The 26,313-nt window shown below is 69.4% G+C and carries 29 protein-coding genes and 1 tRNA gene; 11 read left to right on the top strand and 19 right to left on the bottom strand.

From position 1 onward, the window contains the following. Window positions 1-4 precede the first annotated feature (4 nt). Window positions 5-637: a hemerythrin domain-containing protein gene (locus ACWEOO_RS30560; protein WP_359927027.1), complete on the bottom strand. Its 633-nt coding sequence runs from the start codon at window positions 635-637 to the stop codon at window positions 5-7. Between the two features lie 56 nt (window positions 638-693). Between ACWEOO_RS30560 and ACWEOO_RS30555 the strand changes: the two genes are divergently transcribed. Beyond that, window positions 694-1,743 (top strand): lipoate--protein ligase family protein, encoded by a 1,050-nt coding sequence (locus ACWEOO_RS30555; RefSeq protein WP_452145987.1) that lies wholly within the window; start codon window positions 694-696, stop codon window positions 1,741-1,743. Here ACWEOO_RS30555 and ACWEOO_RS30550 read toward each other — a convergent pair. Further along, window positions 1,727-2,548 (bottom strand): PhzF family phenazine biosynthesis protein, encoded by an 822-nt coding sequence (locus ACWEOO_RS30550; RefSeq protein WP_452145986.1) that lies wholly within the window; start codon window positions 2,546-2,548, stop codon window positions 1,727-1,729. The two genes, ACWEOO_RS30555 and ACWEOO_RS30550, sit on opposite strands and share 17 nt — an antisense overlap. Before the next feature lie 58 nt (window positions 2,549-2,606). On the opposite strand from ACWEOO_RS30550, the gene ACWEOO_RS30545 reads away from it, so the two are divergent. Then, the gene (locus tag ACWEOO_RS30545; protein ID WP_359927019.1) at window positions 2,607-2,990 is read left to right on the top strand and encodes a VOC family protein; all 384 of its coding nucleotides are present in this window, start codon (window positions 2,607-2,609) and stop codon (window positions 2,988-2,990) included. Window positions 2,991-3,002: 12 nt separating this feature from the next. On the opposite strand, the gene ACWEOO_RS30540 is transcribed toward ACWEOO_RS30545, so the two are convergent. The 3 genes from ACWEOO_RS30540 to ACWEOO_RS30530 form a co-directional block, all read right to left on the bottom strand. Continuing rightward, window positions 3,003-3,686 carry a DUF1707 domain-containing protein gene (locus tag ACWEOO_RS30540; protein WP_452145985.1) on the bottom strand — a complete coding sequence of 228 codons (684 nt, stop codon included), beginning with the start codon at window positions 3,684-3,686 and terminating at the stop codon, window positions 3,003-3,005. Further along, window positions 3,683-4,381, bottom strand: a complete 699-nt coding sequence (locus ACWEOO_RS30535; RefSeq protein WP_452145984.1) for a PadR family transcriptional regulator — start codon at window positions 4,379-4,381, stop codon at window positions 3,683-3,685. The genes ACWEOO_RS30540 and ACWEOO_RS30535 overlap by 4 nt, the downstream gene beginning before the upstream one ends. Before the next feature lie 75 nt (window positions 4,382-4,456). After that, complete coding sequence (locus ACWEOO_RS30530) at window positions 4,457-5,176, bottom strand: LmeA family phospholipid-binding protein (protein WP_452145983.1); 720 nt, start codon at window positions 5,174-5,176, stop codon at window positions 4,457-4,459. A 136-nt stretch (window positions 5,177-5,312) separates the two neighbouring features. Here ACWEOO_RS30530 and ACWEOO_RS30525 point away from each other — a divergent pair, with 136 nt between their 5' ends. After that, on the top strand, window positions 5,313-5,855 hold the full coding sequence (locus tag ACWEOO_RS30525) for a GNAT family N-acetyltransferase (protein WP_452145982.1): 543 nt from the start codon (window positions 5,313-5,315) through the stop codon (window positions 5,853-5,855). Window positions 5,856-5,869: 14 nt separating this feature from the next. Here ACWEOO_RS30525 and ACWEOO_RS30520 read toward each other — a convergent pair whose 3' ends face one another. Further along, window positions 5,870-6,784 (bottom strand): NAD-dependent epimerase/dehydratase family protein, encoded by a 915-nt coding sequence (locus tag ACWEOO_RS30520; protein WP_452145981.1) that lies wholly within the window; start codon window positions 6,782-6,784, stop codon window positions 5,870-5,872. A 118-nt stretch (window positions 6,785-6,902) separates the two neighbouring features. Between ACWEOO_RS30520 and ACWEOO_RS30515 the strand changes: the two genes are divergently transcribed. Then, entirely contained in the window at window positions 6,903-7,574 is a 672-nt protein-coding gene (locus tag ACWEOO_RS30515; protein WP_452145980.1) for a TetR/AcrR family transcriptional regulator, read from the top strand. Window positions 7,575-7,617: 43 nt separating this feature from the next. Here ACWEOO_RS30515 and ACWEOO_RS30510 read toward each other — a convergent pair whose 3' ends face one another. Continuing rightward, window positions 7,618-8,916, bottom strand: coding sequence for a S8 family peptidase (locus ACWEOO_RS30510; RefSeq protein WP_452145979.1), 1,299 nt, complete (start codon window positions 8,914-8,916; stop codon window positions 7,618-7,620). A 133-nt stretch (window positions 8,917-9,049) separates the two neighbouring features. Between ACWEOO_RS30510 and ACWEOO_RS30505 the strand changes: the two genes are divergently transcribed. The 3 genes from ACWEOO_RS30505 (at window position 9,050) to ACWEOO_RS30495 (ending at window position 13,120) form a co-directional block, all read left to right on the top strand. After that, window positions 9,050-9,595, top strand: coding sequence for an AAA family ATPase (locus ACWEOO_RS30505; protein ID WP_452145978.1), 546 nt, complete (start codon window positions 9,050-9,052; stop codon window positions 9,593-9,595). A 46-nt stretch (window positions 9,596-9,641) separates the two neighbouring features. Further along, entirely contained in the window at window positions 9,642-10,028 is a 387-nt protein-coding gene (locus ACWEOO_RS30500; protein ID WP_452145977.1) for a hypothetical protein, read from the top strand. Window positions 10,029-10,225: 197 nt separating this feature from the next. Continuing rightward, window positions 10,226-13,120, top strand: a complete 2,895-nt coding sequence (locus ACWEOO_RS30495) for a sulfatase-like hydrolase/transferase (RefSeq protein ID WP_452145976.1) — start codon at window positions 10,226-10,228, stop codon at window positions 13,118-13,120. Window positions 13,121-13,194: 74 nt separating this feature from the next. Here the strand turns inward: ACWEOO_RS30495 and ACWEOO_RS30490 are convergent. From ACWEOO_RS30490 to ACWEOO_RS30465, 6 genes are all read right to left on the bottom strand, one after another. Next, window positions 13,195-13,267, bottom strand: a tRNA-Arg gene (locus ACWEOO_RS30490). A gap of 36 nt (window positions 13,268-13,303) precedes the next feature. Beyond that, window positions 13,304-14,593: a hypothetical protein gene (locus ACWEOO_RS30485; protein WP_452145975.1), complete on the bottom strand. Its 1,290-nt coding sequence runs from the start codon at window positions 14,591-14,593 to the stop codon at window positions 13,304-13,306. Between the two features lie 93 nt (window positions 14,594-14,686). Continuing rightward, window positions 14,687-15,292, bottom strand: a complete 606-nt coding sequence (locus ACWEOO_RS30480) for an META domain-containing protein (RefSeq protein ID WP_452145974.1) — start codon at window positions 15,290-15,292, stop codon at window positions 14,687-14,689. Further along, window positions 15,289-15,795, bottom strand: coding sequence for a SigE family RNA polymerase sigma factor (locus ACWEOO_RS30475; RefSeq protein WP_452145973.1), 507 nt, complete (start codon window positions 15,793-15,795; stop codon window positions 15,289-15,291). Before ACWEOO_RS30475 ends, ACWEOO_RS30480 begins: the two co-directional genes overlap by 4 nt. A 92-nt stretch (window positions 15,796-15,887) precedes the next feature. Further along, window positions 15,888-17,192: an alpha/beta hydrolase gene (locus ACWEOO_RS30470; protein ID WP_452145972.1), complete on the bottom strand. Its 1,305-nt coding sequence runs from the start codon at window positions 17,190-17,192 to the stop codon at window positions 15,888-15,890. A 142-nt stretch (window positions 17,193-17,334) separates the two neighbouring features. Next, the gene (locus ACWEOO_RS30465) at window positions 17,335-17,946 is read right to left on the bottom strand and encodes a hypothetical protein (protein ID WP_452145971.1); all 612 of its coding nucleotides are present in this window, start codon (window positions 17,944-17,946) and stop codon (window positions 17,335-17,337) included. Between the two features lie 249 nt (window positions 17,947-18,195). Here ACWEOO_RS30465 and ACWEOO_RS30460 point away from each other — a divergent pair, with 249 nt between their 5' ends. From ACWEOO_RS30460 to ACWEOO_RS30450, 3 genes are read left to right on the top strand one after another with little or no spacing between them, the layout of a single operon-like run. After that, window positions 18,196-18,333 (top strand): hypothetical protein, encoded by a 138-nt coding sequence (locus tag ACWEOO_RS30460; RefSeq protein WP_452145970.1) that lies wholly within the window; start codon window positions 18,196-18,198, stop codon window positions 18,331-18,333. Then, window positions 18,330-18,971: an alpha/beta fold hydrolase gene (locus ACWEOO_RS30455; protein WP_452145969.1), complete on the top strand. Its 642-nt coding sequence runs from the start codon at window positions 18,330-18,332 to the stop codon at window positions 18,969-18,971. Before ACWEOO_RS30460 ends, ACWEOO_RS30455 begins: the two co-directional genes overlap by 4 nt. Window positions 18,972-18,975: 4 nt before the next feature. Next, window positions 18,976-19,488: a GNAT family N-acetyltransferase gene (locus ACWEOO_RS30450; protein WP_452145968.1), complete on the top strand. Its 513-nt coding sequence runs from the start codon at window positions 18,976-18,978 to the stop codon at window positions 19,486-19,488. A 29-nt stretch (window positions 19,489-19,517) separates the two neighbouring features. Here the strand turns inward: ACWEOO_RS30450 and mscL are convergent, their stop codons facing one another. The 3 genes from mscL to ACWEOO_RS30435 form a co-directional block, all read right to left on the bottom strand. Further along, window positions 19,518-19,904 carry a large conductance mechanosensitive channel protein MscL gene (gene mscL, locus ACWEOO_RS30445; RefSeq protein ID WP_452145967.1) on the bottom strand — a complete coding sequence of 129 codons (387 nt, stop codon included), beginning with the start codon at window positions 19,902-19,904 and terminating at the stop codon, window positions 19,518-19,520. A gap of 117 nt (window positions 19,905-20,021) precedes the next feature. Then, a complete protein-coding gene (locus ACWEOO_RS30440) occupies window positions 20,022-20,636 on the bottom strand; it encodes an SAF domain-containing protein (protein ID WP_452145966.1) in 615 nt (204 codons plus the stop codon). A gap of 57 nt (window positions 20,637-20,693) precedes the next feature. Next, window positions 20,694-21,038: an FmdB family zinc ribbon protein gene (locus ACWEOO_RS30435; RefSeq protein WP_452145965.1), complete on the bottom strand. Its 345-nt coding sequence runs from the start codon at window positions 21,036-21,038 to the stop codon at window positions 20,694-20,696. A gap of 188 nt (window positions 21,039-21,226) precedes the next feature. Between ACWEOO_RS30435 and ACWEOO_RS30430 the strand changes: the two genes are divergently transcribed. Continuing rightward, complete coding sequence (locus tag ACWEOO_RS30430; protein WP_452145964.1) at window positions 21,227-23,767, top strand: penicillin acylase family protein; 2,541 nt, start codon at window positions 21,227-21,229, stop codon at window positions 23,765-23,767. Here the strand turns inward: ACWEOO_RS30430 and ACWEOO_RS30425 are convergent, their stop codons facing one another. From ACWEOO_RS30425 to ACWEOO_RS30415, 3 genes are read right to left on the bottom strand one after another with little or no spacing between them, the layout of a single operon-like run. Continuing rightward, complete coding sequence (locus tag ACWEOO_RS30425) at window positions 23,768-24,832, bottom strand: serine hydrolase domain-containing protein (RefSeq protein WP_452145963.1); 1,065 nt, start codon at window positions 24,830-24,832, stop codon at window positions 23,768-23,770. Continuing rightward, window positions 24,832-25,731, bottom strand: a complete 900-nt coding sequence (locus ACWEOO_RS30420; RefSeq protein ID WP_452145962.1) for a phosphotransferase — start codon at window positions 25,729-25,731, stop codon at window positions 24,832-24,834. The genes ACWEOO_RS30425 and ACWEOO_RS30420 overlap by 1 nt, the downstream gene beginning before the upstream one ends. Further along, the gene (locus tag ACWEOO_RS30415) at window positions 25,724-26,284 is read right to left on the bottom strand and encodes a 5-formyltetrahydrofolate cyclo-ligase (protein WP_452145961.1); all 561 of its coding nucleotides are present in this window, start codon (window positions 26,282-26,284) and stop codon (window positions 25,724-25,726) included. Before ACWEOO_RS30415 ends, ACWEOO_RS30420 begins: the two co-directional genes overlap by 8 nt. Window positions 26,285-26,313 lie beyond the last annotated feature (29 nt).

Raw genomic sequence — 26,313 nt, 5'->3', positions numbered from 1 at the left:
GTCGTCAGGCGCGCCAGGTCGGGGCCACCGTCTTGCGGTAGGAGCGGCCGAAGACGCCGGCGATCACGGCCAGGACCGGCTTCGGGACCGTGCCGGTGATGGCGGCGGACTCCGCCGGGGTGGCTCCGTCGAGCGCCCAGGCGAAGAAGGTTCCGCCCTGCGCCGGGCCGACCTTCGCGAACTCGCGACCCATCGCCTTCATCTCGGGCGAGCCCTCGTTGGCCAGGTAGACCGGTTCGATCTCGGCCTCTTCGTGCTCGAGGTGCTCGACGGTGACCCGTTGCAGCTCCTGGATCGCCGCGTGTGCGGCTGCGGCGTCCTCCGCGCTCGCCGTGCGTCGCAACGTACCCATCGCGGTCCGCGACGCTGCCAGCGCGGCCGCCATCGTGTCGTGCTCGGCGTCCAGCTGCGTCAGCAATTCCGGGCTGACGCCGAGTTTCTCCAGCGCCGGCCACGCGATCTCGTGCTCACCCTCGTGGTGCCGGGTGAGCTGACTGTCGAAGTTCTGCCAGGCCGTGGCCAGCTGCACGGCCCGCGTGCGGTCCCCGGCCGGGAACCGTTCCAATGCGTCCAGGAACCGATCCAGATCCCGCCGGACAGCGGCATGGATCGCCTTGTTCATACTCATCTCCCCCATGGGTGGGAGTATCCGTCCCGGGAACAACTGTTGACCAGAGCAAGTTGGTGCTGAATATGCATGGTGAGTACAAGGTCCCGGGCGGGAAGCTCGTCGTCGCCGACCTGGACGTCGTCGACGACCACGTCCGGAACGCGCAGATCTCCGGTGACTTCTTCCTGGAGCCCGACGACGCGCTGGAACGGATCAACGGAGCCCTGGCCGGTCTGCAGGTGGCCACGTCCGCGGCCCAGATCGCGGCCCGGGTGCGCGGCGCGCTCGGCGACGGCGTCGAGATGCTCGGGTTCTCGCCCGAGGCCGTCGCGGTCGCGGTCCGGCGGGCGGTGACCGGCGCGACCGGCTGGCGCGACCACGAGTGGGAGTTCGTGCACGACGTACCGCGGGATCCGGCGCTGCAGATGGCCCTCGACGAGGTGCTGACCGAAGAGGTCGGGTCGGGGCAGCGGCCGCCGACGTTGCGGGTCTGGGAATGGGCGTCGAACGCGGTCATCATCGGCAGCTTCCAGTCGCTGCGCAACGAGGTCGACCTGGGCGGTGCGGCCCGCCACGACGTCACCGTCGTCCGGCGGATCAGCGGCGGCGGCGCGATGTTCGTGGAGCCGGGCAACACGATCACGTACTCGCTGTACGTGCCGGAGTCGCTCGTGTCCGGCCTGTCGTTCGTCGAGTCGTACGCGTTCCTCGACGACTGGGTCATTGGCGCGCTCAACGATCTCGGCATCGCGGCGACGTACCAGCCGATCAACGACATCACCTCGCCGGCGGGCAAGATCGCCGGTGCCGCGCAGAAACGGTTCGCCGGTGGCGCGGTGCTGCACCACGTGACGATGGCCTACGACATGGACGCCGGCAAGATGCTCGAGGTCCTGCGGATCGGGCGCGAGAAGCTGTCCGACAAGGGCACCACGAGCGCGAACAAGCGCGTCGACCCGCTGCGCAGCCAGACCGGTCTCGACCGAGCGGACGTGATCTCGCGGATGGTCGGCACGTTCCGGAACCGCTACGGGCTGGCGGACGGCGTGATCTCGGCCGGCACCGTCGCGCAGGCCGAGGAGCGGGTCGGCGCCAAGTTCGGCACCGAGGAGTGGCTCACGCGGGTGCCGTGATCGGTACGGCGTTGCCGCTCACCCGCACGCGGTTGTCGTCCGGGCGGAGCTCGACCGTGATGAGGCTCGGCCGCCCGAGGTCCGCGCCCTGGTGCAGGGTGATCGTCGGCCGCGACTCGCCGAGCTCCCGCAGGTAGGCGCCGAACGCGGCCGCGGCGGCGCCGGTCGCCGGGTCCTCGACCACACCGCCCACCGGGAACGGGTCGCGCACGTGGAAGACGGCCGGCGATTCCCGCCAGACGAGCTGCAGCGTGGTCAGGTCGCGGTCGAGCATGTACGCGAGCAGGCGGTCGAAGTCGTAGTCCAGGTCGGCCAGTCGTTGCCTGGTCGCCGTACTGAGCACGAGATGCCGCGCCCCGGCGTACGCGATCCGCGGCGGCAGGGCGGGGTCGAGGTCGTCGGGTGACCAGCGCAGGATGTCGAGCACGTCGCCGAGCTCGCCGGCCGGCTCGACGTACGGTTCGACGCTGGTCAGTGTGGCGCGCAGGTTGTCGTCGACCGTCACCGGGACTTCACCGGCCTGCGTCGCGAAGACGATCTCGCCGGGGCCGGTCCGCTCCGCCAGCGCGACGGCGGTCGCAACGGTCGCGTGACCGCAGAACGGGACCTCGGCCTTGGGGGAGAAGTACCGCACCGGGCGGACCTCGCCCTCGCCGGTGAGGAACGCGGTCTCGGAGTACCCGACCTCGGCCGCGATCGCCTGCATCGCAGCGTCGTCGAGCCCACCCGCGTCGAGCACCACACCGGCCGGATTCCCCCCGGCCGGGTCGGACGTGAAAGCCGCGTAGCGGAGAACAGTCGCCATACGGCTCATCCAATCACCCTGCGGGCGAAGATACGGCGCGGCGCCGACAATTGGCGGTATGGAGATCGGGTACGTCATCTTGTACGTCGAGGACCTGGACGTGTCCGTGCGGTTCTACCGCGACGTGGCCGGACTGGCGTACAAGTTCACGGACGCGGGGTACGCCGAGTTCGACGCCGGCGGGGTGCGCTTCGCGTTGTACGAGCGCCGGCGGGCGGAGTGGTTGACCGGGCGGGCGGTGACGCCGGGCGCGGGCGGGGAAGTGGTGGTGCCGGTGGAGGACGTCGACGCGTACGCCGAGCGGCTGCGGGCGGCCGGCGTACCGGTGCTGAGCGGGCCGGCGGACCGTCCGTGGGGACACCGGACGGTCCACGTCGCCGACCCGGACGGGTTCGTCGTGGAGTTCGCGGAGGAGATCCCGCGGACCCGGGGGCGGCTCTAGGTCAGCGGTCGATCAGCGGTAGTGACGCCTGCGGGACATGCCGCTGATGAGGATGATCCAGAACATGCCCCAGAGGAGCCAGGGCGCGGTGAGCGCGACCGACGTGACCACCAGGCCGATCATCAGGAACGGCACCAGCATCAGGAACGGCGGCGGCGGACCGGTACGACGGCGGAGGGCCGCCGGGGGTTGCGCGACCTGCAGCTCCGTCGACGCCGGCAGGTCGTCGAACAGCGGCTCGAGGTCGTCGGCATACCGTGCCCGTGTCACCACCTCGCTCCGCTCCTCGAACTCGGCCTGGGTCAACCGGCCGGCCACGAAGTGCTCGCTCAGCATCGAGACGGCCCGGTCCCGCTCGGCGTCACCGATGCGCACCCGCTTCACGTCGCTCCGCGGCCGCTCCGGGGTCTGCGCACCTGACGCGTCGGCGCGGCCGGCGTCGTCCCAGCGTGCTTCGCGGCCGGCATTGTCCGAGGCGTCGTCGGGGCGGTCGGTGTTCCAGGCGGCGGCTCGCCACTCGCCGCTCCAACCGCGGCCGTGCCAGTCGCCGCCCCAGCCGTGCTGCTGCGGACGACCGCCCGGCTCACCGAACCAGCCCTGCCCGTTCCAGACCTGTCCGTCCCAGCCTTGGCCGCGCCGGCGTGGCCGGCTGCCGGGACCGCCTCTCCGGGGGCGGTCCCGATCGGCGGAGCTCATGAACGGTCCTGCTCGTTGCCGTCGTCGTCCTCGGCGAGGATGCCGTACAGCTTCCGGCGCAGGTCGGCGACCGCCTCGCGGGCCCTCGCCTGCTGCTCCGGCGTACCGCTCGCCAGGATCTGCCACATCGCCGTCGCGACCTGCCCGAACAGCGGCTTGAACCCGTTCTCGTCGTCACCCGACGGAGCGCTCATCGCCTCCCACGGCGCGGACACCTCGTCCTGGTGCTCGGCGACGTACGTGCGGCCCTCGTCGGTCAGCCGGAACGTCCGCCGCCCGACCTCCGCGTCCGCGGTCACCAGGCCCTCGTCCTCGAGCTGCTGCAGCGTCGGGTAGATCGAGCCCGGGCTCGGCTTCCACACGCCGCCGCTGCGCTCGGCGATCTCCTGGATGATCCCGTAGCCGTTCATCGGCTGCTCCGCGAGCACGGCGAGGATCGCCGCCCGGACGTCACCGCGGCGCGCCTTCGGTCCACGCCAGCGCGGCGGCGGGCCCCATGGCGGCCCGAACATCTGCCCGCCGCCGCCGAACATGCCCCACGGCGGCCCGAAGTTCTGCTGATGTCCCCGGTGCCCCTGGTGCCCGCGGTGACCGCTCATCGCCGCGCGCAACTCGTCCTTGATGTCATCGAAGGTTGAACAGTGCCGCGCGAACTGCGCCCAAGGCCAGCCCGCGGCGTACGCCGATCCGGTCATCTGGACCACCCGTCCCTCACGAAAGTGATTGCGATAGTTCGACGATATATCGCGAACCATCGCAACCCAAGGGACTCATCCGTTGAACTTCAGGTCCTTCGCGGCCGCGGTCACGACGACCGAGTTGTCCACGACGCGGATCCCGGCCAGCTGAGCGCCGAACGGCAGCTCGGGCAGCGTGATACCGGTCGCGAGCTGGCTGCGGATCGCATCCTGGACGTACGACGGGATCGAGTCCGACATCTGGCCGAGCGCCAGTGCGACGCGGCCGTCCGTGACCTGCGGCGTGATCGGTACGTCGAGGTTGAAGCCGCGGATCGATGCCTTCGCGTGCAGCCTGCCGTCGACGACGGCCAGCGACAGCCCTTCGAGCCCCGTACTGCGAACGGCGAGCCGGGCCAACTCGCGCGGCGAGAGCTGCAGCTGCAGATCTGTCGTGTCGATCGTCACCGCGCCGGACTGCTGGGTCAGCAGCGATCGCGGCACGTGCACGTTCTGCAGCTCGACCTTCAGGTCCTCGCCGGGTACTCCCGAGAACGTCGGCTTCTCCATCGTCAGCGTGACCTTGGAGAAGTCCTCCCTGGCCAGCTGCGGCAAGAACCCGAACCCGCCGATCTTCACCGACGTGCCGGCCGAGCGTACGTCGTACTGCTTGGCCTCCTTCTCGGCCATCGACGCGAGCTGGTTCTCCGCCACGTACGCGGCGGCGCGATCGACGACGATCGCCAAGACCGCCAGCACCACCAGCGTGACGACGAGCCGGCGGAACCACCGGCTTGGTCTCCTGGAACTCATCACTGCCCTTCCCGGTCGACGCGCACAGCCTAGAACCCCTGTGGTGAGACTCCGGCCGGCGTCACCCGGTTGGCGCCGGCGCCGCTCCGGAAAAAACGATTGCCTCGAGGGGCACGGCTCGCGTTGGCTGGACGGCATGGCTGAACTGCGTACCGATCGCCTCGTCCTGCGCCGCTGGCGAGACTCCGACCTCGAACCCTGGGCGGCGATGAATGCCGATCCCGAGGTCCGTGAGCACCTGGGCGACCTCCTGACCCGCGAACAGAGCGATGCCTCGGTGGCAGCGTTCCAGGCCGAGTTCGACCAGCGAGGCTACGGCTGGTGGGCCGTCGAGGTGCAGGCCACGGGCGTGTTCATCGGTTTCGCGGGCCTGGACCGGGTGGACGACGACATGCCGTTCACCGGAGTGGAGATCGGCTGGCGGCTCGCCCGATCGGCCTGGGGCCACGGCTACGCCACCGAGGCCGCGCTGGCGGTGCTGACGTACGGCTTCGACGCTCTCGAACTCCCCGAGATCCTCGCCGTGACGACGGCTCTCAATCATCGTTCCCAGGCGGTCATGCGCCGGATCGGCATGACCCGTGACCCTGCCGACGACTTCGACAACCCTTCCGCACCCGAAGGTCCGCTGCGTCCGAACGTGCTGTACCGCATCGAGCGCGGTACGACCGGACGCTGACGTTCTCCGCCGTACTAGCGCCGCAGGTCTTCGACGGATTCGCGGAGTGCGTCGTCGACCGGCGTCGGTTTGATGCTAAAGGCAACAGTCGCGGCGGTCGAGTCGAGGACGAACGGGCGCCGCCACTGGTACTGCGTCTCGACCAGTGCGCGCGCTGCCGGATTGAACAGGCCGGCCAGACGCAACGCGGTCACCGGCATCGCGGCGATCCGCGCGGGCGGTGCGCCGGCCAGGTCGGCCGCGCGGGCCGCGAGGGCCCGGACCGACACCGGCTCCGCGCTCGGCACGTGCCACGCGCGACCCCACGCGTGCTCGTCGTCGCCGACCGCGATCAACGTGCGCGCGACGTCACCGACGTACGTCCAGGTGTGCGGCGCGTCCAGATCGGCCGGTACGGACGCCCGCTTGCCGGCGACCACCTTGGGCAGCACCATCACGCTGAACGTCGTCAGCGCACCGGCGCCCAGGTAGTCCGAGCCCCGCACCTCCGCGGTCCGGATCCGCCCGGCGCGATGCGCCTCGAGGGCGTCGGTCCACAGTTTGGCCCGCACCTGTCCCTTGACCGAGTTCGGACGTAGCGGCATGTCCTCGGTCATCGGCCGGTCCACGGCGCCGTACCCATAGAGGTTTCCGGTCGTGACGAGGACGGCCCCGCTCGCTTCGGCCGCCTTGACCAGCGCCGCTCCGAGCGGGGGCCAGTCGGTCGGCCAGCGGTGGTACGGCGGGCCGGCGCACGAGTAGACCGTCGACGCGCCCTCGGCGTGCCGGGCCAGCACATCGGCATCCGTCGCGTCCGCCGCGATCCGCTCGACGCCCTCCGGGCCGCTGCCGGAGCGGGTGATGACGCGGACCTGGTCGCCGCGCTCGGCGAGCAGGCGTGCCGTGGCCGTGCCGACCGGTCCGGCGCCGACGACGATCTGCAGAGACATGGGACCCCTCCAGGTGGAGAACACTGTTCTCGGAACAGTTCACTGCACTGCGACGGTCTTGTCAAGAACAGTGTTCTCGTTACGCACCAGCGTTCTCGGCCTGTGTCAGACTGGGGCCATGTCAGCACCGTCGCTCCGCGCCCGCGTCCGATCGGAGATGAGTCAGGAGATCAAGGCGGTCGCCCGTCGGCACCTCGCGACCGACGGCGCCAACCTGTCGCTGCGCGCGGTGGCCCGCGACCTCGACATCGTCGCCTCGGCGCTCTACCGGTACTTCCCGAGCCGCGATGCGCTCCTCACCGCGCTGATCATCGACGCCTACGAGGACCTCGCCGATGCCGCGGGCGCCGCCGAGTCCGCCGTACCGCGCGACGACCTCCGCGGGCGGTGGCTCGCCGTGTGCCGCGGCGTCCGTGACTGGGCACTCGCGCATCCGGCCGAGTACGGCCTGATCTACGGCAGCCCTGTGCCCGGGTACGCGGCGCCACCGGACACCGTCGAGCCGGCGACCAAGGTGATCCTGCTGCTGGCCGCGATCGTCGCCGACGCCGATCCGCCGTCGGCCGGCCTACCCTCGGCGCTCCACGACGACTTGCATCGCCTCATCGCGGGCCGCGGCGGCACCATGCCCGCGGATCAGCTCGACCGCGTGCTGGTCGCCTGGACGCACTTGTACGGCGTGCTCAACTTCGAGGTGTTCGGCCGCCTCGACGGCATGATCGAAGCCCGCTCCGGCTACTTCGACCACCACATGCGCCTGATGGCCGATCTGGCCGGTCTCCCCGAATGACAGCGGGGCGGGACCATGTCCCGCCCCGCTGCCTGGGTTGACGTCAGGAGGTGGCCGCCAGGGCGTTCACCATTCCGGCGCCGTAGAAGGTCGTGCTGGACGGTCCGCCGGTGCACTGGCGGACGTCATCGGCCGGCCAGTTGGCCGGGCAGGCGGTCGGTGTCGCAGTGCGGCGGATCTGCGCCGCCACGGCACCTGGGCTCCAGTTCGGGTGCAGCTCACGGATCAGCGCCGCCACGCCGGCTACGTGCGGCGAGGCCATCGACGTACCGCTGATCCAGACCCAGCGATTTCCGCTGGCGTCCTCGACTCCGCGTCCCGCGGCGGCCAGGGCCTCCCACTGACCGGTTCCGTCGGTGCTCGACCAGCCGGCGAGGATCCGGCCGTACGTCGTACCCGGGGTCTGGGCCGCGTCGCCACCTGGTGCGGTGACGTCGACGGTCGGACCGCCGGTGTTGGAGTAGCTGGCGAGCGTGCTCACGCCGGATGCCGATACCGCTACCACGCCGGGGAGTTCAGCCGGCGCGACGCGGCAGTTGTTGTGCACGATGCGCTCGACTGCCGCGTCCGGCGGCCAGTCCGGGCTGATGACGTCGGTCGTCGGGTGCCCGAGGTCCTGCGCCTCGTTGCCGGCCGCTGCCACGATCACGACACCGCGCTGCTGTGCGTACCGCGACGCGCTCTGCAGGTCCTGCAGGAGCGCCCGCTGCTCGGCGTCGTTGCCGCAGAAGTACAGCCACGGGTCGGCGAACAGGCTCAGGTTGACGACGTCGAGACGCTGGTCACCGGCGTACCGGAGCGCGGCCGCGACCGAGTCGGCGAAGCAGTAGCCCGCGATCGTGCAGGCCTTGATCGCGACGATCGTCGCGTTGGGGGCCACCCCGGCGATGCCGACACCGTTGAGCCGTCCGGCGATCGTGGTGGCCACATGGGTGCCGTGGCCCTGCAGATCCTGGACAGCGGCCTTGTTGGCGCAGTTGCCGTTCGCGATCTCCCGCGGATCGGCCGTTGGCGTGGTCGAGAAGATGAACGAGCAGGACCGGGCGACGTCCAGATGCCCGGTCAGGTCGGGATGGGTCAGATCGACGCCACCGTCGATCACCCCGACATTGACGCCGGCACCCGTGGCGTTGGCGTACGACGCCGCACCGACTCCGATCCGCCGCATGTCCCACTGACAGGACGACAACGGCTCGGGACCCTGCGCAACGCCGAAGAAGGCAGCGCAGTTGGCTGACGCCTGTGCCGGCGTCAAGGCGCCCGGGGTGGCGGCCGCCGCTGGAGTGATCAACCCCAGCATCAGCGCGAGCACAGCCCCCACGAGCAGCACAAGCTTTCTCATTCCGAATCCCCTTCCCCCAAGGCGGTGACGACGCACCGCCCGATCGATGCCTCATAATGGGTCGGCTCCGGGGACTGCGCAACGACTCGGCGATGGGTACCAGGTTCCGCCGTTGCTAGGGTGGTTCGTCATTATGTTTCTGCTGCAGATGTCCGGCGTCCCGGGTTCCGGGAAGTCCACGGTCGCCGCCCACGTCGTGGCAGCCCACGGAGCGGTCGCCGTCGACTACGACGTCATCAAGAGCGCCATCCTCGACGCCGGCTTCGATCTCGCCGCCAGCACGAAGGCGGCGTACGAGACCATGTACGGGCTCGCGCGGCATCTGCTCACGCAGGGTCATCACGTGGTCATGGACAGCCCTTGCTTCTGGCCCCGCATCCTCACCGAGGGGATGTCGATCGCCGCTGCCCAGGGCGCGACGTACAAGTACATCGAGTGCCAGGTCACCGATCTGCAGGTCGTCGACGAGCGACTCCGCCGACGCCCGCGGTTGAGAAGCCACCGCCCGACCCTCGACGACCTGCCGAGGGACGTGGCGGGCGATCCGGTGGACGGCGAAGCTCTGTTCCGCGAATGGATGACCCGGATCGAACGTCCGGCGACCGAATACCTCGAACTGGACATGCACCGCCCACTGGCCGATCTGGTCCCGGAGATCGACGCCTACCTGAAGGCCTAGCTGTACTCTGTGGCTTGAGGCAACCAACTTCAGGATCGGGGGCGCCATGACCGCTGTAGCCCGATTGGTCGCCCACGTGGCCCTGGACGAGCAAGCCACGGATGCCTCGCACCTGTCGGTGTCGGCCCGGCTCGAGGCCGTGCTGACAGACGGCCGCACCGTGGTCCTGCTCGACGATCGCGGCTGGAGCTGCTCGGGTCCCGCGGATCTCCGGGACAGACTGTCCCCAACGGACATCGAGAACGACGCCCTGACGGTCGTCGGACCCGACGAGCCCAGCGACGGCACAACGCACGACCAGATGGCGGCCGCCCACTGGACCCACCTGGCCGACATCCTCCGCCGGGACGACATCGACGTCGACGCGGACGTACTGCGGCGCCTCCCCGTCGAGGTCGCACTCAGTCAGTCGCTGCGAGCCTGGGTCGCCTAGACCCGACCCCGGACCTCGCCCGGGCGGACACGACCGCGCCCGCTCAGATCATCCGAGGGGGATGATGGCGGTTTTCCGTGCCGCGCCACACGATGGCGCTGCCGCGGCGGTCCGTTGCGGACCCGAGGCCTTCTCTTCGATGCGTGACGACGAGGCGCGGACGGGCAGGCGTGAACGAGGGGGACACGATGGCTGAGATGACGGATGTGTTCGTCGGTGGCTACAGCGACCTCGAGGCCGCAGCGACGGAGTTCGAGGACCTGGCCCGGGCGGTGGCCGGCAAGCAGGTGGCGCTCGACGCCGCGATCCTCGTCACCCGCGCGGAGGACGGCGCCGTCAACGTCCAGCAGACGGCCGACCACCGTGGGCGCAAGGGTGTCGAGTGGGGCGGCGCGGTAGGCGTTCTCGTCGGCCTCGCGGCGCCACCGCTGCTCGCGACGACGGCGGCCGGCGCCGTCGCGGGCGGGCTTGTCGGCAGGTTCGTCGACAAACGCACCGAGACGCAGTTGCACGACAAGATCGGCGAGAACCTCCCGCCCGGCACCGGCGGCATCATCGCCGTCTTCGACGACTCACAGCGCCTCGCGGTCGAGCAACTGCTCCCGAACGCGCTCGCCAAGTCGATCGTGCAGACCGGCAAACAAGGCGTCCGAGCTCTGAAGGACGGCCTCGCCGAGGCGATGGGCAAGTTCGTCCCCGACCGGACGAGGCTCCCGATCCCGGACCGGAACTTCGGCGGGACGATGGGGCGCACGATGGAGAAGTCGGTGGGTGACTGGTCGATCATCCCGGGACCGAGGGCACCCCAGGACGCCCCGAACGTCCTGATCGTCCTGATCGACGATGCCGGCTTCGGCGCGGCCGATACCTTCGGCGGCGCGGTCTCGACACCCAACCTGACCCGTGTCGGCCAGCTGGGCCTGCGCTACAACCGCTTCCACGTGACCGCTGTGTGCTCCCCGACCCGCGCCGCGCTCCTGACCGGACGCAATCACCATCGCGTCGGTATGGGGACGGTCGCAGAGCTGCCCGGTCCGTACCCCGGCTACACCGGCGTACGGCCGCGAAGTTGTACGGCGCTTCCGCGGATCCTCCGTGAGAACGGCTACACGACCGCCGGGTTCGGCAAGTGGCACCTGACTCCCGGGAGCCAGATGGGCGAGGCAGGACCGAAGGACCACTGGCCGCTGGGTTGGGGCTTCGACCACTGGTACGGCTTCCTCACCGGTGCCGCCGGGCAGTACGACCCGGTCATCACTCTCGACAACACGACGATCGGCGTGCCGGAGGGGAAGGACGGTGAGCTCTACTACTTCCCCGACGACTTCACCGACAAGGCGATCGAGTGGCTGCAGGCGGTACGGGCCGCCGACGCCGAGAAGCCCTGGATGATGTACTACTCGACCGGCTGCGCCCACGCGCCACACCATGTCGCGAAGAAATGGGCAGATCGCTACAAGGGGAAGTTCGATCAGGGCTGGGACGTCTACCGCGAGGAGACGCTCGAGCGTCAGAAGAAGCTCGGGGTCGTCCCGGAGAACACCGAACTGTCGGAGCGGCCTGAGCTCTTCCCCGCATGGGACTCGCTCTCGGATGCGCAGAAGCAGCTGTATGCCCGCCAGATGGAGGTGATCGCCGGATTCCAGGAGAACGCCGACTGGAACGTCGGGCGCCTGCTCGACGCCGTCGAACAGCTGGACGACCTCGACAACACACTGATCTTCTACATCTGGGGTGACAACGGGGCGAGTCTGGAGGGCACCCTCACCGGCTCGTTCAACGAGACCACGTTCTTCAACGGCGTCGTCCTCGAAGCCGACGAGCAACTAGAGATCATCGAGAAGTGGGGCGGGATCGAGGAGATCGGCGGCTTTCACACCGCTCCGCATTACGCGGCCGCGTGGGCGCACGCCAGCAACGCGCCGTTCCAGTGGGGAAAGCAGATGGCGAGCCACCTGGGCGGGACCCGGAACCCGATGGTCGTCGCGTGGCCGAAGCGGATCAAGGCGAACGGCGATCTGCGGGCCCAGTTCACGCATTGCATCGACGTCGTTCCGACGGTGCTCGAGCTCGTCGGGCTCCCCGAGCCCACCCACGTCGACGGCATCGAGCAGGAGCCGATGGACGGAACCAGCTTCGCCTACACCCTCGACGACGCTGGAGCCGAGGAACGTCACACCGTGCAGTACTTCGAGATGCTCGGCAGCCACGCCATCTACAAGGACGGTTGGTGGGCAGGCTCGAAGCTCGACAAGCTGCCGTGGGACTGGCGGGCCGAGACACTCGCCGGCTTCGGCCCCGGGAAGTACGACCCCGGAAAGGACGTCTGGGAGCTGTACTACCTGCCGGACGACTTCTCGCAGGCCAAGAACATCGCCGCGCAGCACCCGGACAAGGTCGAGGAGCTCAAGGAGCTGTTCTGGCAGGAGGCCGAGCGGAACAACGTCCTGCCACTGCTCGGCGCGTTCGCGATCCTGATGGGCAACCCTCCGCCGTTGCCGACCGTCACGCGCTTCACCTTCGGCGGCACCGTCCAGAACGTGCAGACGACGATGATCCCGCGCATCTACGGGCGCTCGTACGCCATCGAGGGCGATCTGCACGTCCCCGAGGGCGGGGCCGAAGGCGTGATCGTCGCGTTCGCCGACTTCATCGGCGGTTTCGCGCTCTGGGTCGACGAGCGCGGCCTGCTCAACCACACCTACCAGTTCCTGGGCATCGACACCTACAAGCAGACGTCGACCGAGCCGATCCCGACCGGCGACGTGACGGTCAAGATGCTGTTCGAGATCGACGAGTTCACGCCGGGCTCAGGGGGCAAGGTGACGCTGTGGGCGAACGACAGGCAGATCGGCGAGGGCACGATGCCCAACTCGATCGCACTCGCCTTCACGACGTACGCCGGCATGGATGTGGGCCGCGACAACGGCGGGGTCGTCGACCTCGCCTACGAGGACAAAGCCCCGTACGCGTTCACCGGAACGGTGAACAAAGTGGTGTTCGACCTCAAGCCGGCCCCGACATCCGACAACGAGAACGAACTGCACAGGCACCTCACCCACGTCGCCGTCGCACAGGGAGTCCATGGCTAAGAGACGCAACGAGCCGGCACCGCCGACTACCGACGTAGCTTCCAGGCGAACATCCACTGCCCGCGTTTCTGGGGTGCCCCCGGCAGGATTCGAACCTGCGACGCACGGTTTAGGAAACCGACGCTCTATCCCCTGAGCTACGGGGGCGCACGCGGGGACAGCTTAGCGGAGTTGGGGGGTGGGTCAGCCGGTCAGGGCGGTGACGCCGAGGTGGCCGGTGATGGACTTGTAGCGTTCGGCGTAGAGGGTGGTGCAGCGGGAGGCGGCGCAGCCGGCGCCGGCGAAGGTGATGCCGCGGACGGTGGCGGAGCTGGTGCCGCGGCGTGAGTAGACCGGGCCGCCGGAGTCGCCGCCGATGATCGCGACCAGACCGCCGCGGGTGGCGCGGATGACGTACGTCGTACAGCCGTCGGCGTCGCAGTACTTCGCGGACGTCGAGCGGACCGTGAGGTTGCACAGCGACGTACTGAAGCTGCCGGACTGGCAGATCACCGTGCCGACGCCCGGGTCGCCGCCGCCGGTGACGGTGCGGGTGTTGACGCTGTCGCCGGGGCCGTCCGTCCAGATCTTCGCGCCGTACGCGCTGCCGGTGACCAGGGCCTGGTCGTAGTCCGGGTAGTTCGTGCGGACCGTGGTGGTGCCGTAGTAGTTCGGGCCCGACTTCCAGACCGTGCCGGGTGCGCCGCAGTGGCCTGCGGTGACCGACCCGCGCTGGCCGTTGGAGCGCCGTACGACGGAGAAGCCCGCGCTGCAGTTCTTCAGCGACGACGTGATGCGCGCACCGCCCCAGTGGCCGCCCTTCGGGGTGTCACTCAGCCGCGACGTCCGGGCGAGCGACCCCGCCACCAGTTGTACGCCGGACAACTTGTGGAGCCCGGCCAGCGACGCGGGGGAGGTGGTCGCCTGGTCGTACTCGACGACGACGTTCTCATTGATCGGATCGAGGTCTGCGGAGTACGTCGTGCGCGACGCGTCGGTGGACCACGCGCGGTCGCCGACCGCGTTCCAGGCGTCGGCGATCGACTGCGCCGAGCGGCAGCTGGCTTCGACCTTGACCAGCGGTTTGCCCGCGGCCGGCAGCTTGCGCGCCATCGCGGACTGGTACTTCTTCGCGTCGAGCTTCGCGGAGTCGACGACGACCTTGTAGCCGCTCGTCGCCGAGCCGACCACGCCGATCACGCCCTGGCTCAGCCCGTACGGCAGGCCGGACGTCGGGCGGCCGCTCGCGTCCAGCGGCTCGAGCGACTGGACCGCCGCGGAGATGCCGTCACCGAGGGACTCGCCGAGCGGCCTCGCGTCGGACGCGGACGTCGGCTGCGCGAGCCGTTTCGCCTCGGTCGAGCTCGTGCTCGGTTGAGCGTGGGAGCACGCCGCGGCCCCCGTCACCGCACCCGAGGAGGGTGCGGTGAGAGCGACTGCGAAGAGTGAAGCGGAGCCGAGTGTGACGAGCGGGACGGTGACAGAGAGTCGCACAAAGCTCCCCAGATCGGTGGACCAAACCACTAGATGGTCCGGTCAGGGACTCCGTTCCGTCAAGTCCTGATCACCGTCCGCGAACAGATTCGACTACCGTGCGCGAGCGTAACTGGCAAGTTGACGCCCGTCGGCGCCGAAGAACTGCAGTGTGTCGCCGCTGACCGCGATCCGCTTCGCGGCGTGCAGTATGCCGGTGTGCGCCACGTTCTGGCAGCCGACCAGGTGCTGCGGGCCGACCGTTGCCGTGAACGCGCCCCGCTGACCGATGGTGTACGTCCCCTGCAGCCCGTTGCAGCCGTCGGAGCCCGTCCAGGTCCCGTCGGCCTTGAACACCAGCACCGGATCCTCGGGCCGGGAGGACTGGAGCGTCCGGGTGCCGACAATCGCGGTGGCCCGCCACTTGCCGGCCACGGCCTGGGCGGAGAGCGCCTGCGCTGTCGCCCTCGCCGGAGCGGTCGCCTCGCCGGTGGCCACCGGCGGCTGCGTCGGCTTGTTCTGCGAACCGGCGAGCCCGAATCCGGCGACGGCGATCGCCGCCACCGCGGCAGCGGCAGCGCCGGAAACGATCCAGGTACGCCGCTGGGCGTGGCGGGCGCCGACGGTGGCGCGCTCGGTCAGCCCGTCGGCCTCCGGCACCGAGGCCGCGGCCCGTTCGAAGGTCCCGCGCAGGTCATCTTCGAGATCGGTGTTGCTCACGACAACCTCTCATCAACACGGTTGGAGTCTCTGGTGGAGTCTCTGGCTTTGCGGAGCGAGGCGAGCGCCCGGCTGGCGGTCGCGCGCACCGAGGACGGTTTGATGCCGAGCACGTCGGCGATCGTCTGGTCGTCCAGGTCCTGGTAGTAGCGCAGGACGAGCACGACCCGTTCCCGGGCGGACAAGGTCGCCAGCGCGCGCCACAGGTCGTCGGAGTCGACGACGTGTGTCGCGTGGTCCGGCACGGTGCGGCGCGGTTCGAGGTCGGCCGTCGGCGCCTCGCTGAACGAGCGCCGCCGCGTCATCGAGAGGTACTCGTTCACGAGGATCCGCCGGACGTAGTGGTGCGGGTCGTGCGCGGCACGCACCTTCCGCCAAGAACGGAACGCCTGCATCAGCGCGATCTGCGCCAGATCCTCCGCCCGCTGATAGTCGCCGGAGACCGTGAACCCGAGCCGCACCAGTTCCTGTCCACGGGCGGACACGTACTCCTCGAACTCCACTCGCCACTCCCTGGCTGGGCGTACAACTCCTCACGTCTATTAGACGCATCGAGTCGCCCAGCTGATGCAACCGTTCGTACACAGTTCGATCTCTAGCGCAGCAGGAACTCCCGGACCTCCTCCTGCCCGCGCGGATCGCGCTGCACGCTGTGGCCGCTGCCCGGTACGACGACCAGCTTGGCGTTGCGCGCGTGCGCTTCCTCCCATCTGGCCCAGTCCAGTGGACAGAACAGGTCGTTGCTCCCGTGCAGGATCAGTGTGCGCGGCAGGAGCTCCTGCCCGGGCGGGTACGTCGACACGCGGGCGGCCGGCCAGCGCAGACAGCCCTGGATCATCAGTTGGCTGCGTGCGGTCGCCACGTCGTACGGGTACAGCTGTTTCGGGTCCAAGCGGCGTATCGCGTCGTCGAGGGCGGACTTGCGGTCGGGCTTGCCGGACCAGGGGAACCGGAGGTCCGAGCAGAGGGTTGCCATGTGGAGGCCTGCGGACAGCGTGTCGTAGGTCAGGCCCTTGCTGGTGGTTTTGTAGAACAGCTGCTTCAGACCGGCGTCGTCGCCGTTGCGGGCGGCGTGCAGGATCGCTGGGATGCCTTTGAGGGACGGGTTGACCGAATTGAGGCTGGCGACCGACAGCGTCTCCATCAGGTCGGTGCCGCTCACACCGTTCTGCACGAGCCAGGCCAGGTCCTCGACCGGATCAGTCGTGCACGCGACGTCCTGGCGGCAGGTTGCCTTGAGGATCTCGCCGGATGCTGCCATGAGGTCCACGCCCAGCGGGTCGAAGCCCTTGTGCGGTACGACGGAGTCCAGCACGAGCGCCTGCACGTGGTCGGGGTACTTGAGACCGTACTGCGCTGCGGTGAAGCTGCCGTACGACGTGCCGTCCAGCGTCAGCCGGTCGACCTTGAGGGACTGGCGCAGCTGCTCGATGTCCTCGACGGTGTCCGGCGTGCCGTAGTACCCGAGGCCGGGTCCGATGCGTTGGGCGCACTCGTCGACGGCCGTGGCGGGTGGGGTGAGGAAGTCCGAGCCGCCCACAGTCTGTTGCAGCGCAGGGCAGTTGATGCCGTTGGATCCCGTGCCGCGCTGATCGAACATGACGAGCCGGTACTCGCGCAGCACGTCAGGGTGCACGTTGCGGCGCAGGTTACGAACCAGCGGTACGCCGGGTTGGCCGGGACCGCCGGTGAGGAGCAGGAGAACGCCCCGGGGCGCGTCGACGTTGTCGGCGGCGATGACGGAGAGGTCGAGCGACGGGCCGTCAGGGCGTTGCCGGTCGAGTGGCATGTGCAGCGTCGTACAGGTGAAGCCCTGGGTGCAGGGGCTGCTCTCCGTTTCCGGAGTCGAGCAGGCCGTGCAGGCGAGGACGAGCGCGCACAGCAGCCGGATCGTTCGCATTCGCCCCTCCCTCAGGCCGAGGGTGCGGCACAGCGGCGACCGCCGCAACCTGCCTCGCGGGTCGACCTCGAGAGGGACCCGCAAGGCAGGCGCGGGTTGACCCCACGTCGGACGGCTTCGGGGTGCGCGTCCGCGCGCGAGGTCAGCGCAGGCCGAGTGACTTGGTCAGCTCGGCGGTCACCTGGCGCGGCGCCGGCAGGGCGCCAGGCTTGCCTTGGCCTTCCAGCGAGGTCGCCACGAGGCGGCGGCAGCCGAACGCCTCGGCGGTGAACGACAGCACGCCGCGGTCGTTGTCGGTGAACCGCAGGACGTACGTGGGACCGAGCTCCTTGGTGCAGACGGCCGGCTTCTTCGCGACGGGTTTCGCCGCGTCGATCAGGGCGAGCAGTTCCGTGGCCTGCTTACCCATCCGCTTGGTGGTGACCGTCGCGTACTCCTGCCCGGTCGCCTGTGGTTCGTACTGGCAGATCGCCACGCTGACGGGATTGAACTTCGAGGCGGCCGCACCCTGGCCCCACACCGCTTTGTCGGTGGCGGCCCGGACGGCCGCGATGGTGTCCGGGCAGTCCATGCTCGGCGTACCGCTCGGGCTTGCTGTCGGGCTGGCGGAGGGGGTGGCCGACGGGGTCGGCGATTGGGTGGGCTGGGCGGCGGGCGGGGACGAGGCGTCCTCGGTGCCGCAGGCGGCGGCAACTCCGAGCACAGCCACGACGAGCGTCGCACCGATCAGGCCCCGTGTCCGTTGTGCACTCACGACTCGGTCCTTCCGGGTTGGCAAGGTCCACCATCATGGTGGAACGGGGTCACGTCGCGCGTGCCGGAACATCACGGCGGCGCGTCTATCCGGTCACGTCGCCGGATCGATCCCCAACCGAGGCGCAGCTGTAACGTCCGGGCACTGGCCGCAGCCGCCGCTCCGTGCGGCCGCCGACAATCCGCCGGCAGAGGTGATGAGGGCGGAACTCGATCCCGGACCGTCGCGCCGACTCGGTAATCTGGAGACATGACGAGCCCGTACGACGACGAGCCGCTGCTGCCGGACCAGACGCGCGACGACGACCCGCGGACCTGGGGTGACAACGACTTCGGCAGTGACGACGACGATCGCATCCTGAACGAGGTCCCCCCGCACCACGGATGACGGCGGCGGTGCTCCTCGTCCACGGCGGCCTCTGGGAAGCCATGGACGCGGAAGCGTTCTGGGGTACGACGGGCATCACCGGTGGACTGCGCGCCGCCCTGGACATCGAAGTACTTGCCCCCGACCGGCCGCGATGCGCAAGCCGATGGGACGCCGAGGTCGAGGCCCTCGGTGAACAGCTGGCGAAACGTTCCGGTCCGGTAAGAATCGTTGGAGCCTCCAATGGGTGTACCGTCGCGGTCCTGCTGGCGCTGAGGTTTCCCGGGCTGGTCGATCGCCTCCTTCTGGCCTGGCCCGCGACGGGTGACGACGCCGCCGCGAACGAGCGTGCCCGGGCCGGGATGGTGGGTCGTGGGTGCCCGCCGGCGGCCGCGGACGGGCTGCTCGCGGGCGGCATCCTGCGGGGTGTGGCGGACGACGAATTGGCGTTGCTGGAGCGAATTCAGGTGGCGGTCCTGCCGTCGGTGCCGGAGAATCCGTCGCATCAGCGAAAGACGGTCGACGCGTTGCTGCGGTCGATCCGGGGGAGTCGTGAGCTGGCCGGGTGTCCGGAACCGCCGACGCCCGCGTTCCGTGACCGGAACGGCCCGCCCTACCTGGATCAGCTGGTGCGAACGATCGTGGAGTTCGTCAACTGAGGGGATGAGCGTGGAGCTTCGGGGGTTCGACGACGGGTACGGCGTCCAGGTCGCGGGCTGGGCGCTGGACGAGAAGGAAGTGGCGTTGCTGTCCGGGCGGGTGGTCTACCCGTTCCCCGACGAGCTGCTGGCGAGTTGGCGGACGGTCGACTCCGACATCCACTCCTATCTGCTGTTCGACGGCGAGCGGCCGGTCGGGTACGGCGAGGTCTGGCTGGACGACGAGGAGGACGAGGTCGAACTCGCCCGGATCATCGTCGATCCGGAGGTCCGGGGTCGTGGGGTCGGCGGCGAACTCGTGCGGGCGTTGCTCGGGCCGGCGCTGGATGCCGGCTACTCGGAGGTGTTCCTGCGGGTCCGCCCGGAGAACGCCGCGGCGATCCGGGCTTACCACGGCAGCGGCTTCGTCGACGTCCCCGCCGCGTTGATGGAGGAGTGGAACGACGGCCAGCCGGTCCCCTACCGCTGGATGCGCTATGCCGGTGAGCAGGTGGACGTCGGCGAGCTCAGGGGCTGAGGGTTTGCGTCCACCTGCCGCGGCGGGTGCTACCGACGGGCGCTCAGCAGGTCCCGGATCTCGGTGAGCAGTTCCTGGTCGGTGGTCAGCGGAGCGGGCTCGGGCTCCTCGCCGCGCTGGCGACGCTCGGCCAGCTTGTTCAGCGGCATCACGATGAAGAAGTAGACGGCCGCCGCGACGAACAAGAAGTTCAGCGCCGCGTCCAGGATCAGGCCGATCGAGAACTTCGCATCGTTGATCTCGAAGTTCCAGACGCCGGTCAGATCGGTCTTGCCGAAGATCGCCGCGATCAGCGGGTTGATGAAGCCGGCCACGACCGCATTGATGATCTTGGTGAACGCTGCGCCGATGACGACGGCGACCGCGAGGTCGACGACGTTGCCGCGCATGATGAATTCCTTGAAGCCCTTGAGCATGTGGGTGCCTCCACGAAGCGGGTGGTTGTCCCCCGACAAGTTAGGGCTGCAGCTTCGTCAGAGCGAGCGACCGCGCCGCATCGTGACACATCGTGCCCTGACAGATCCGACGAGTGATCAACTCGTGTCCGGCGTCAGCGCGACAGTGATGCGTGCGTTGGCCCCGGCCTGAGCTAGCCGGGCGGCCGCCTCCGGCGCGGCGGCGACCACGATCAGCGCTCCCGAGGTGGTCGATCGAGGCGCCGGCAGAGCGACCACGGGAACGGCGCGGGCCAGCACGGTCGCGGCGTCCGCGGTGGTGCTCGCCGCGGCGTACAGAGTGATGCGGTCGCCGACGCGGAGGAGGGCGGTGACGTCGGCGTCGTCGACGCGGAACGGGTAGGCGACCGAGCCGGACGGCACGGCCGGCGGCGCCAGAAATCTGGCGTCGGTGAGCGGCTCGCCGGCTCTGACCGGTCCGCTGAGCACGCGACTCGTCAGCTCGCTGCCCGGTCTGAGCGCACCGGTCGGCACCGCACCGGCCGGTAGGTCGACGGTCCGCAGATCGTCGCGCGCCGGTGTGACGCCGCCGGTCAGGTCGCGCGCAGCGGCCAGCACCGCGACGGTCGGTGGCGGCGCGGGGGAGAGGGCGAGAAGTCCGAAGTACACGGCGGCCGCGGCGGCGACGCCGGCGAGCAGCCGGCGGTGCCACCGGGCGGCCCGGAGCAGGTCACGAGGGGAGGGGATTTTCATGCCGGAGAAGGTACGAGTTTCTCCGGCAACGGCCCTTCAGTTATCCACAGGTGGCGGTCAGGCCGCGCTGGAGCCCGAGGACGACGACGAGCTGCTCGAGGACGAGGACGATCCCGAGGACCCGGTGGACGACGACCCCGAGGACGTCGACGAAGAAGAGGACGAGGACGAGCCGGACGACGAGGACGACGACTCGGCCTTCGCCGGCGCCGAGCCCTTGCCGGACGACCGGCTGTCGGTCCGGTAGAAACCGGAGCCCTTGAACACGACGCCCACCGCGTTGAAGACCTTGCGCAGGTTGCCCTCGCAGTTCGGGCACACGGTCAGAGCGTCGTCCGTGAAGCTCTGGCGCACCTCGAGCGCTTCGCCACAGTCGGTGCACTGGTACTGGTACGTCGGCACGGTCGGTTCCCTTCAGGCCGCTGGCACTCCTACTACCCGACTGCTAATAATGCGTCAGCCGCCCGAAGTATTCCAAACCCGTGTCCACCTACCTCAACTCTGCGTCCATGTCCAGCCGACGCAGAGCAACGCAAAGTTGTGAGGGACCCCATTTGGGGAGGGCGGGGGGATTCTCTACGGTTGGGTCCGTGCGTCGCCTGCTTCGAGTCGTCATCATCAGCGGAATCGCCCTCGCCACGGTCCTCCTGGTGATCGCGGGAACCGTCGTCTTCGTCGTCCGCCACTCGTTCCCGACGTACGACGGAACGATCGAGCTGGACGGCCTGGACGGCGATGTCAGCGTGGTCCGGGACGCCAACGGCATCCCGCAGATCTACGCCGACAGCCCGGCCGATCTGTTCGCCGCGCAGGGGTACGTGCACGCCCAGGACCGGTTCTTCGAGATGGACTTCCGCCGGCACGTCACGTCCGGCCGGCTGAGCGAGCTGTTCGGCAAGACAGCGCTCGAGACGGACAAGTTCATCCGGACCCTCGGCTGGCGGCGCGTCGCCGAGAAGGAACTGCCGCTGCTCAGCCCGACCACCCGGCAGTACCTCGACGACTACGCCCGCGGCGTCAACGCCTACCTCGCCACCCACAGCGGCTCCGGTCTGAGCCTGGAGTACGGCGTCCTCTCCCTCCAGCCCGGCGGGCCGAAGAACTACCGCCCCGAGCCCTGGACCGCCGCGGACTCGCTGGCGTGGCTGAAGGCGATGGCGTGGGACCTCGGCGGCAACCTGGACGAGGAGGTCACCCGGACGAAGCTGCTGTCGGCGTTCCCGGCGCGCAACGTCGAGAGCCTCTACCCGCAGTACCCGTACGACCGGAACCAGCCGATCCTGTCCGGCGGCTCGATCGGCAAGGACGGCAAGTTCACCACCGCGCCGGTCAGTCCGGAGCTCCGCCGCGGGATGCTCACCCAGGACCTCCTGAAGTCGCTGGACTCGGTGCAGAAGGTCGCGAAGGGCCTGCCCCAGCTGCTCGGCCAGGGCGACGGCGTCGGCTCGAACTCCTGGGTGGTCTCCGGTGACCACACGACCACCGGCAAACCGCTGCTGGCCAACGACCCGCATCTAGGCGCGACCATGCCGGGCATCTGGACCCAGGTCGGCCTGCACTGCAACAACGTCGGCAAGAGCTGTCCGTTCGACGTCTCCGGCTTCAGCTTCTCCGGCCTGCCCGGCGTGGTGATCGGCCACAACAACGCGATCTCCTGGGGCTTCACCAACCTCGACCCCGACGTCCAGGACCTCTACCTGGAGCGGATCGACGGCAACAACGTCCTCTACAACAACAAGTGGCGCGCGATGGCCACCCGTGAGGAGACGTTCAAGGTGGCCGGCGAGGACGAGCCGGTGAAGATCACCGTCCGCGAGACCCGGCACGGCCCGCTCATCTCCGACGTCGGCGACGACGAGCGCAAGGTGGGTGAGTCCGCAGCCGCGCAGGCGAAGTACCCGACGGCGTACGGCGTCGCACTGCAGTGGACCGCGCTCAACCCGGGCCGGACCGCCGACGCGCTGTTCGCGATCAACACCGCGCAGAACTGGACCGAGTTCCGGGCCGCCGCGCAGCAGTTCGAGGTGCCCTCGCAGAACCTTGTGTACGCCGACACCGACGGCCACATCGGCTACCAGGCGCCCGGGATGGTCCCGATCCGCACCACCGGCCGCGGCGACTGGCCGGTCCCGGGCTGGGACCCGAAGTACGCCTGGAAGGGCTATGTCCCGTTCGACGCGCTGCCGACCGAGTTCGACCCGCCGGACGGCATCATCGTCACCGCCAACCAGGCCGTGGTGCCGAACACGTACAGCTACTACCTGACGAACTCCTGGGACTACGGCTACCGGTCGCAGCAGATCCTCGACCGGATCAAGGCGGCCGGGAAGCTGGACGCGAACGCGATGGCGTCGATCCAGCTGGACACCAAGAACAAGATCGCCGAGATGCTGGTCCCGTACCTGCTCCGGATCAGCATCGACGACGCGTTCGACAAGCAGGGCCAGGACACCCTGCGGAACTGGGACTACACCCAGCCGCCGGACTCGGCCGCTGCGGCGTACTTCAACGTGGTCTGGCGCAACCTGCTCGCGCTGACGTTCCACGACCAGATGCCCGAGGGCACCTGGCCGGACGGCGGCTCCAGGTGGTTCGAGGTGGTTCACACGCTGATCGCGCAGCAGAACAGCGGCTGGTGGGACAACATCGGGACGCCGCAGCGGGAGAGCCGCGACGACATCCTCCGCGAGGCGCTGATCAACGCGCGGACCGAGATCACCCAGAAGATGGCGCGGGAGCCGTCCAACTGGCAGTGGGGCCGGCTGCACAAGCTCACGCTGACCAACCAGACGCTGGGGACGTCGGACATCAGCCTGGTCCGCAAGATCTTCAACCGCGGGCCGTACGAGCTGGGCGGCGGGGCGTCGATCGTCGACGCCACCGGCTGGGACGCCGCCGAGGGGTACGCCGTGACCGCGACCCCGTCGATGCGGATGGTCGTCGACCTGTCGGACTTCGACAAGTCCCGCTGGGTCAACCTGACCGGTGTCTCGGGCCACGCGTTCTCCTCGAACTACACCGACCAGACCGACCTGTGGGTCAAGGGCGAAACCCTGCAATGGGCCTACACCAAGGGGGCTGTGGAAGCGACCCGCAAGCACTCCCTGACGTTCACGAGACCGGACCGGTAGTCACCAGGCGGGCGCGACGGCCTCGGCGAACAGCTCCTCCGGCCAGGTCCATAGCGCCCGCTGGGTCAGCAGGATCGAGATGGTCCCGTCGACCGGGCTGTTCGACCACAGCGTTCCCAGACCGCCTGCCCAGCCGTACCGGTCGGCGCTGACGGACACCCCGTAGCCCCAGCCGGTCTCCGGCCCGAGGAAGTCAGCGGCCGCGGCACGCTGTTTCGGGGTGAGCTGATCGGTCGTCATCTCGGCGGCCGCTGCCGGCGACAACACGCCGGCGCCGCCGGTGAGCAGCATTCGCGCGAAGGCATGGAAGTCGTCGACCGTCGAGATCAGTCCACCGCTCGCATCAGGGAACGGCGGCGGCGTCAACCACTGGCTCTCCGCAGCCGGGTCCAGCAGGTCCTCACCGACGTACGCCGTGGTCAGCCGGTCAGGATCCACCGCCGTGAACCCGGTGTCGCGCATCCCCAGCGGCTCGAAGATCCGCTCGCGCAAGAAGTCCTCCAGGGGCTGACCGGTGACTCGCGCGATGTGTACCCCGAGCACATGCGAGCCCGTCGAGTACAGCCAGCGCTCGCCCGGTTGGTACTGCAGCGGCAGTGTGCCGAGCCGCCGCATCCACTCGCCCGGCTCGAGCGGAGTCCGCGGCACAGGTGGCCCGAAGGTATGGAGCTCCAGCTCCTCCTCCCGCTGCCGCAGCGAAGCGTTGTCCGATTCGCCCAGCCCGAGCCGGAAGGTGAGCAGGTCCCTGACCGTGATCGGCCGCTCCGCCGGCACTGTGTCGTCGAGCGGTCCGTCCGGATCCCGCAGTACGACGGGGTGCGCCAGCTCCGGCAGTACGTCGTCAACTGGCGCGTCCAGGGACAGCCGAAGCTCGTCGACCAGGACCATGGTCGCGGCCGCGACGATCGGCTTCGTGAACGACGCGATGCGAAACAGGCTGTCCCGCTGCAGCTCCGGGCCGTCGTACGCCGTTCTGCCGAGCACCTCGACGCGTGTCTCGTCGCCTCGGCTCAACAGGCTGATCAGACCGGGCACCACACCGCTGTCGACGTATCTCTGCAGCATCAGCTCAGTCCACCAGCGAACGGCATCTCCCGCCACTGCGCGGCGAACATGCGGATGCCGTCGGCCAGTCCGGGGAACTGTGGGACCAGTGGGGTGCACACCAGGACCTGGAGTGCGCGGGCCAGGTCCATCACTTGCTGGACGCGGGGGTCGAGCGTCGGGAGTCCGCGGGAGCGTGCGCCCTCGTCGTACGCGTGGCACAGATCCGGGCCGAAGCCGGCGAGGTCCCACTCGAGCGGGCCGACGGACACGTCCTCGAAGTCGGCCCACAGCGGCCCGTCGACGGTGGTGATGAGATTCCACGACGGGGCGTCGCCGTGCAGCGGCTGGACGGTCGCGGACGGGAAGACCGCCTCGAAACCGGATCGGCTGGTCAGGATCGGCTCCAGCACCTTCCACTCGGCTCTCGCCCGGTCCAGGTCGTCCTGCTCGAGCAGACCCGGCACTGCCTCGGCTGTCGCCAGACCGGATCCGATCAGCCGCAGCGGAGTCATCCAGGACAGCTCGCCCGGGTAGCTCGCGAGCTGAGCGTGCAGCTCCGGTACTCGCGCCGTCGCCGCGATGTAGTCCGGTTCAGCGGCCTTGTCGACCTCGACGTACGTCCAGAAGGTCATGGTCAGCCCGTCCTGCTCCGCCGGTTTCAGCGGTACCAGACGGCTCGGCGGCACCACGGGCACACCCTGGTCCACCAGCCAGGTCACCACGTCGAGCTCGCGCTGCTGGCGCCCTGGTTCCTGTTGCAGGTCGCCTGGCAGGTTTATAGGCACCCGTGCGACGACAGGGGACGGCTGCAGGTGCACGACTGTCGAGAACGCCTCGTAAAGGACAGTCGGGTCGGTGACCGTGAGGCCGAGGGAACGTGCGGCTGTGGCTGCGGCTTGAACCGCGGTCTCAGTCATCTCCTGATCTTCGCAGCGGGATCAACCGATTTGGCGTGAGTGCGGCGTCGACCGGCTGGTCGTGCGTGTCGCAGGGGAGGGCGTCGACGATCTCCGTGTCGTAGACGGCCGCCCACAGCGGCGTACCGGGGCGGACGCGGGCGAGCGCACGGTCGTACGAGCCGCCGCCGCGGCCGAGGCGTACGCCGTCACGGGCGACTGCCACGGCCGGGCAGATGACCAGGTCGGCGGTGGCGATCGCGTCGGAGCCCAGGTCGATCGGCGGCTCGGACAGGCCGAGCCGACCGGGTACCAGGTCCGCTGCGCCGGGTGCGATGCCCCAGCCCAGGTCGTTGTCTGCGTACAGGATCGGCAGCAGCACCTCGCGGTGCGTCGCGAGCAGCCAGTCGATCAGCGCCCCGGTCTGGGGCTCCGGCCCCCTGGACACGTAGAGCGCGACTCGGTACACCTCGGGCAGCACCTGTTGGGCGCTCGCCAGCAGTCCCTCCGCGCGGGGCCGCTGCCCCCGCGCCGCCAGGAAATGCTGCCGCGCCACGGCCTTCGTCTGGAACACAGTCCGATCGTATGAGCGTGACGCGCGCA

It is taken from the genome of Kribbella sp. NPDC004138 (assembly GCF_053603655.1).
Note: the sequence above shows the minus strand (reverse complement) of the source record. Positions and strands in the feature narration are given on the sequence as shown.

Bases quoted from the DNA above. Each gene is read 5' to 3' on its own strand.
- ACWEOO_RS30560 (WP_359927027.1), bottom strand. From the start codon at position 637: ATGGGGGAGATGAGTATGAACAAGGCGATCCATGCCGCTGTCCGGCGG.
- ACWEOO_RS30555 (WP_452145987.1), top strand. From the start codon at position 694: ATGCATGGTGAGTACAAGGTCCCGGGCGGGAAGCTCGTCGTCGCCGAC.
- ACWEOO_RS30550 (WP_452145986.1), bottom strand. From the start codon at position 2,548: ATGGCGACTGTTCTCCGCTACGCGGCTTTCACGTCCGACCCGGCCGGG.
- ACWEOO_RS30545 (WP_359927019.1), top strand. From the start codon at position 2,607: ATGGAGATCGGGTACGTCATCTTGTACGTCGAGGACCTGGACGTGTCC.
- ACWEOO_RS30540 (WP_452145985.1), bottom strand. From the start codon at position 3,686: ATGAGCTCCGCCGATCGGGACCGCCCCCGGAGAGGCGGTCCCGGCAGC.
- ACWEOO_RS30535 (WP_452145984.1), bottom strand. From the start codon at position 4,381: ATGACCGGATCGGCGTACGCCGCGGGCTGGCCTTGGGCGCAGTTCGCG.
- ACWEOO_RS30530 (WP_452145983.1), bottom strand. From the start codon at position 5,176: ATGAGTTCCAGGAGACCAAGCCGGTGGTTCCGCCGGCTCGTCGTCACG.
- ACWEOO_RS30525 (WP_452145982.1), top strand. From the start codon at position 5,313: ATGGCTGAACTGCGTACCGATCGCCTCGTCCTGCGCCGCTGGCGAGAC.
- ACWEOO_RS30520 (WP_452145981.1), bottom strand. From the start codon at position 6,784: ATGTCTCTGCAGATCGTCGTCGGCGCCGGACCGGTCGGCACGGCCACG.
- ACWEOO_RS30515 (WP_452145980.1), top strand. From the start codon at position 6,903: ATGTCAGCACCGTCGCTCCGCGCCCGCGTCCGATCGGAGATGAGTCAG.
- ACWEOO_RS30510 (WP_452145979.1), bottom strand. From the start codon at position 8,916: ATGAGAAAGCTTGTGCTGCTCGTGGGGGCTGTGCTCGCGCTGATGCTG.
- ACWEOO_RS30505 (WP_452145978.1), top strand. From the start codon at position 9,050: ATGTTTCTGCTGCAGATGTCCGGCGTCCCGGGTTCCGGGAAGTCCACG.
- ACWEOO_RS30500 (WP_452145977.1), top strand. From the start codon at position 9,642: ATGACCGCTGTAGCCCGATTGGTCGCCCACGTGGCCCTGGACGAGCAA.
- ACWEOO_RS30495 (WP_452145976.1), top strand. From the start codon at position 10,226: ATGACGGATGTGTTCGTCGGTGGCTACAGCGACCTCGAGGCCGCAGCG.
- ACWEOO_RS30470 (WP_452145972.1), bottom strand. From the start codon at position 17,192: ATGCGAACGATCCGGCTGCTGTGCGCGCTCGTCCTCGCCTGCACGGCC.
- ACWEOO_RS30460 (WP_452145970.1), top strand. From the start codon at position 18,196: ATGACGAGCCCGTACGACGACGAGCCGCTGCTGCCGGACCAGACGCGC.
- ACWEOO_RS30455 (WP_452145969.1), top strand. From the start codon at position 18,330: ATGACGGCGGCGGTGCTCCTCGTCCACGGCGGCCTCTGGGAAGCCATG.
- ACWEOO_RS30450 (WP_452145968.1), top strand. From the start codon at position 18,976: ATGAGCGTGGAGCTTCGGGGGTTCGACGACGGGTACGGCGTCCAGGTC.
- mscL (WP_452145967.1), bottom strand. From the start codon at position 19,904: ATGCTCAAGGGCTTCAAGGAATTCATCATGCGCGGCAACGTCGTCGAC.
- ACWEOO_RS30440 (WP_452145966.1), bottom strand. From the start codon at position 20,636: ATGAAAATCCCCTCCCCTCGTGACCTGCTCCGGGCCGCCCGGTGGCAC.
- ACWEOO_RS30425 (WP_452145963.1), bottom strand. From the start codon at position 24,832: ATGCTGCAGAGATACGTCGACAGCGGTGTGGTGCCCGGTCTGATCAGC.
- ACWEOO_RS30420 (WP_452145962.1), bottom strand. From the start codon at position 25,731: ATGACTGAGACCGCGGTTCAAGCCGCAGCCACAGCCGCACGTTCCCTC.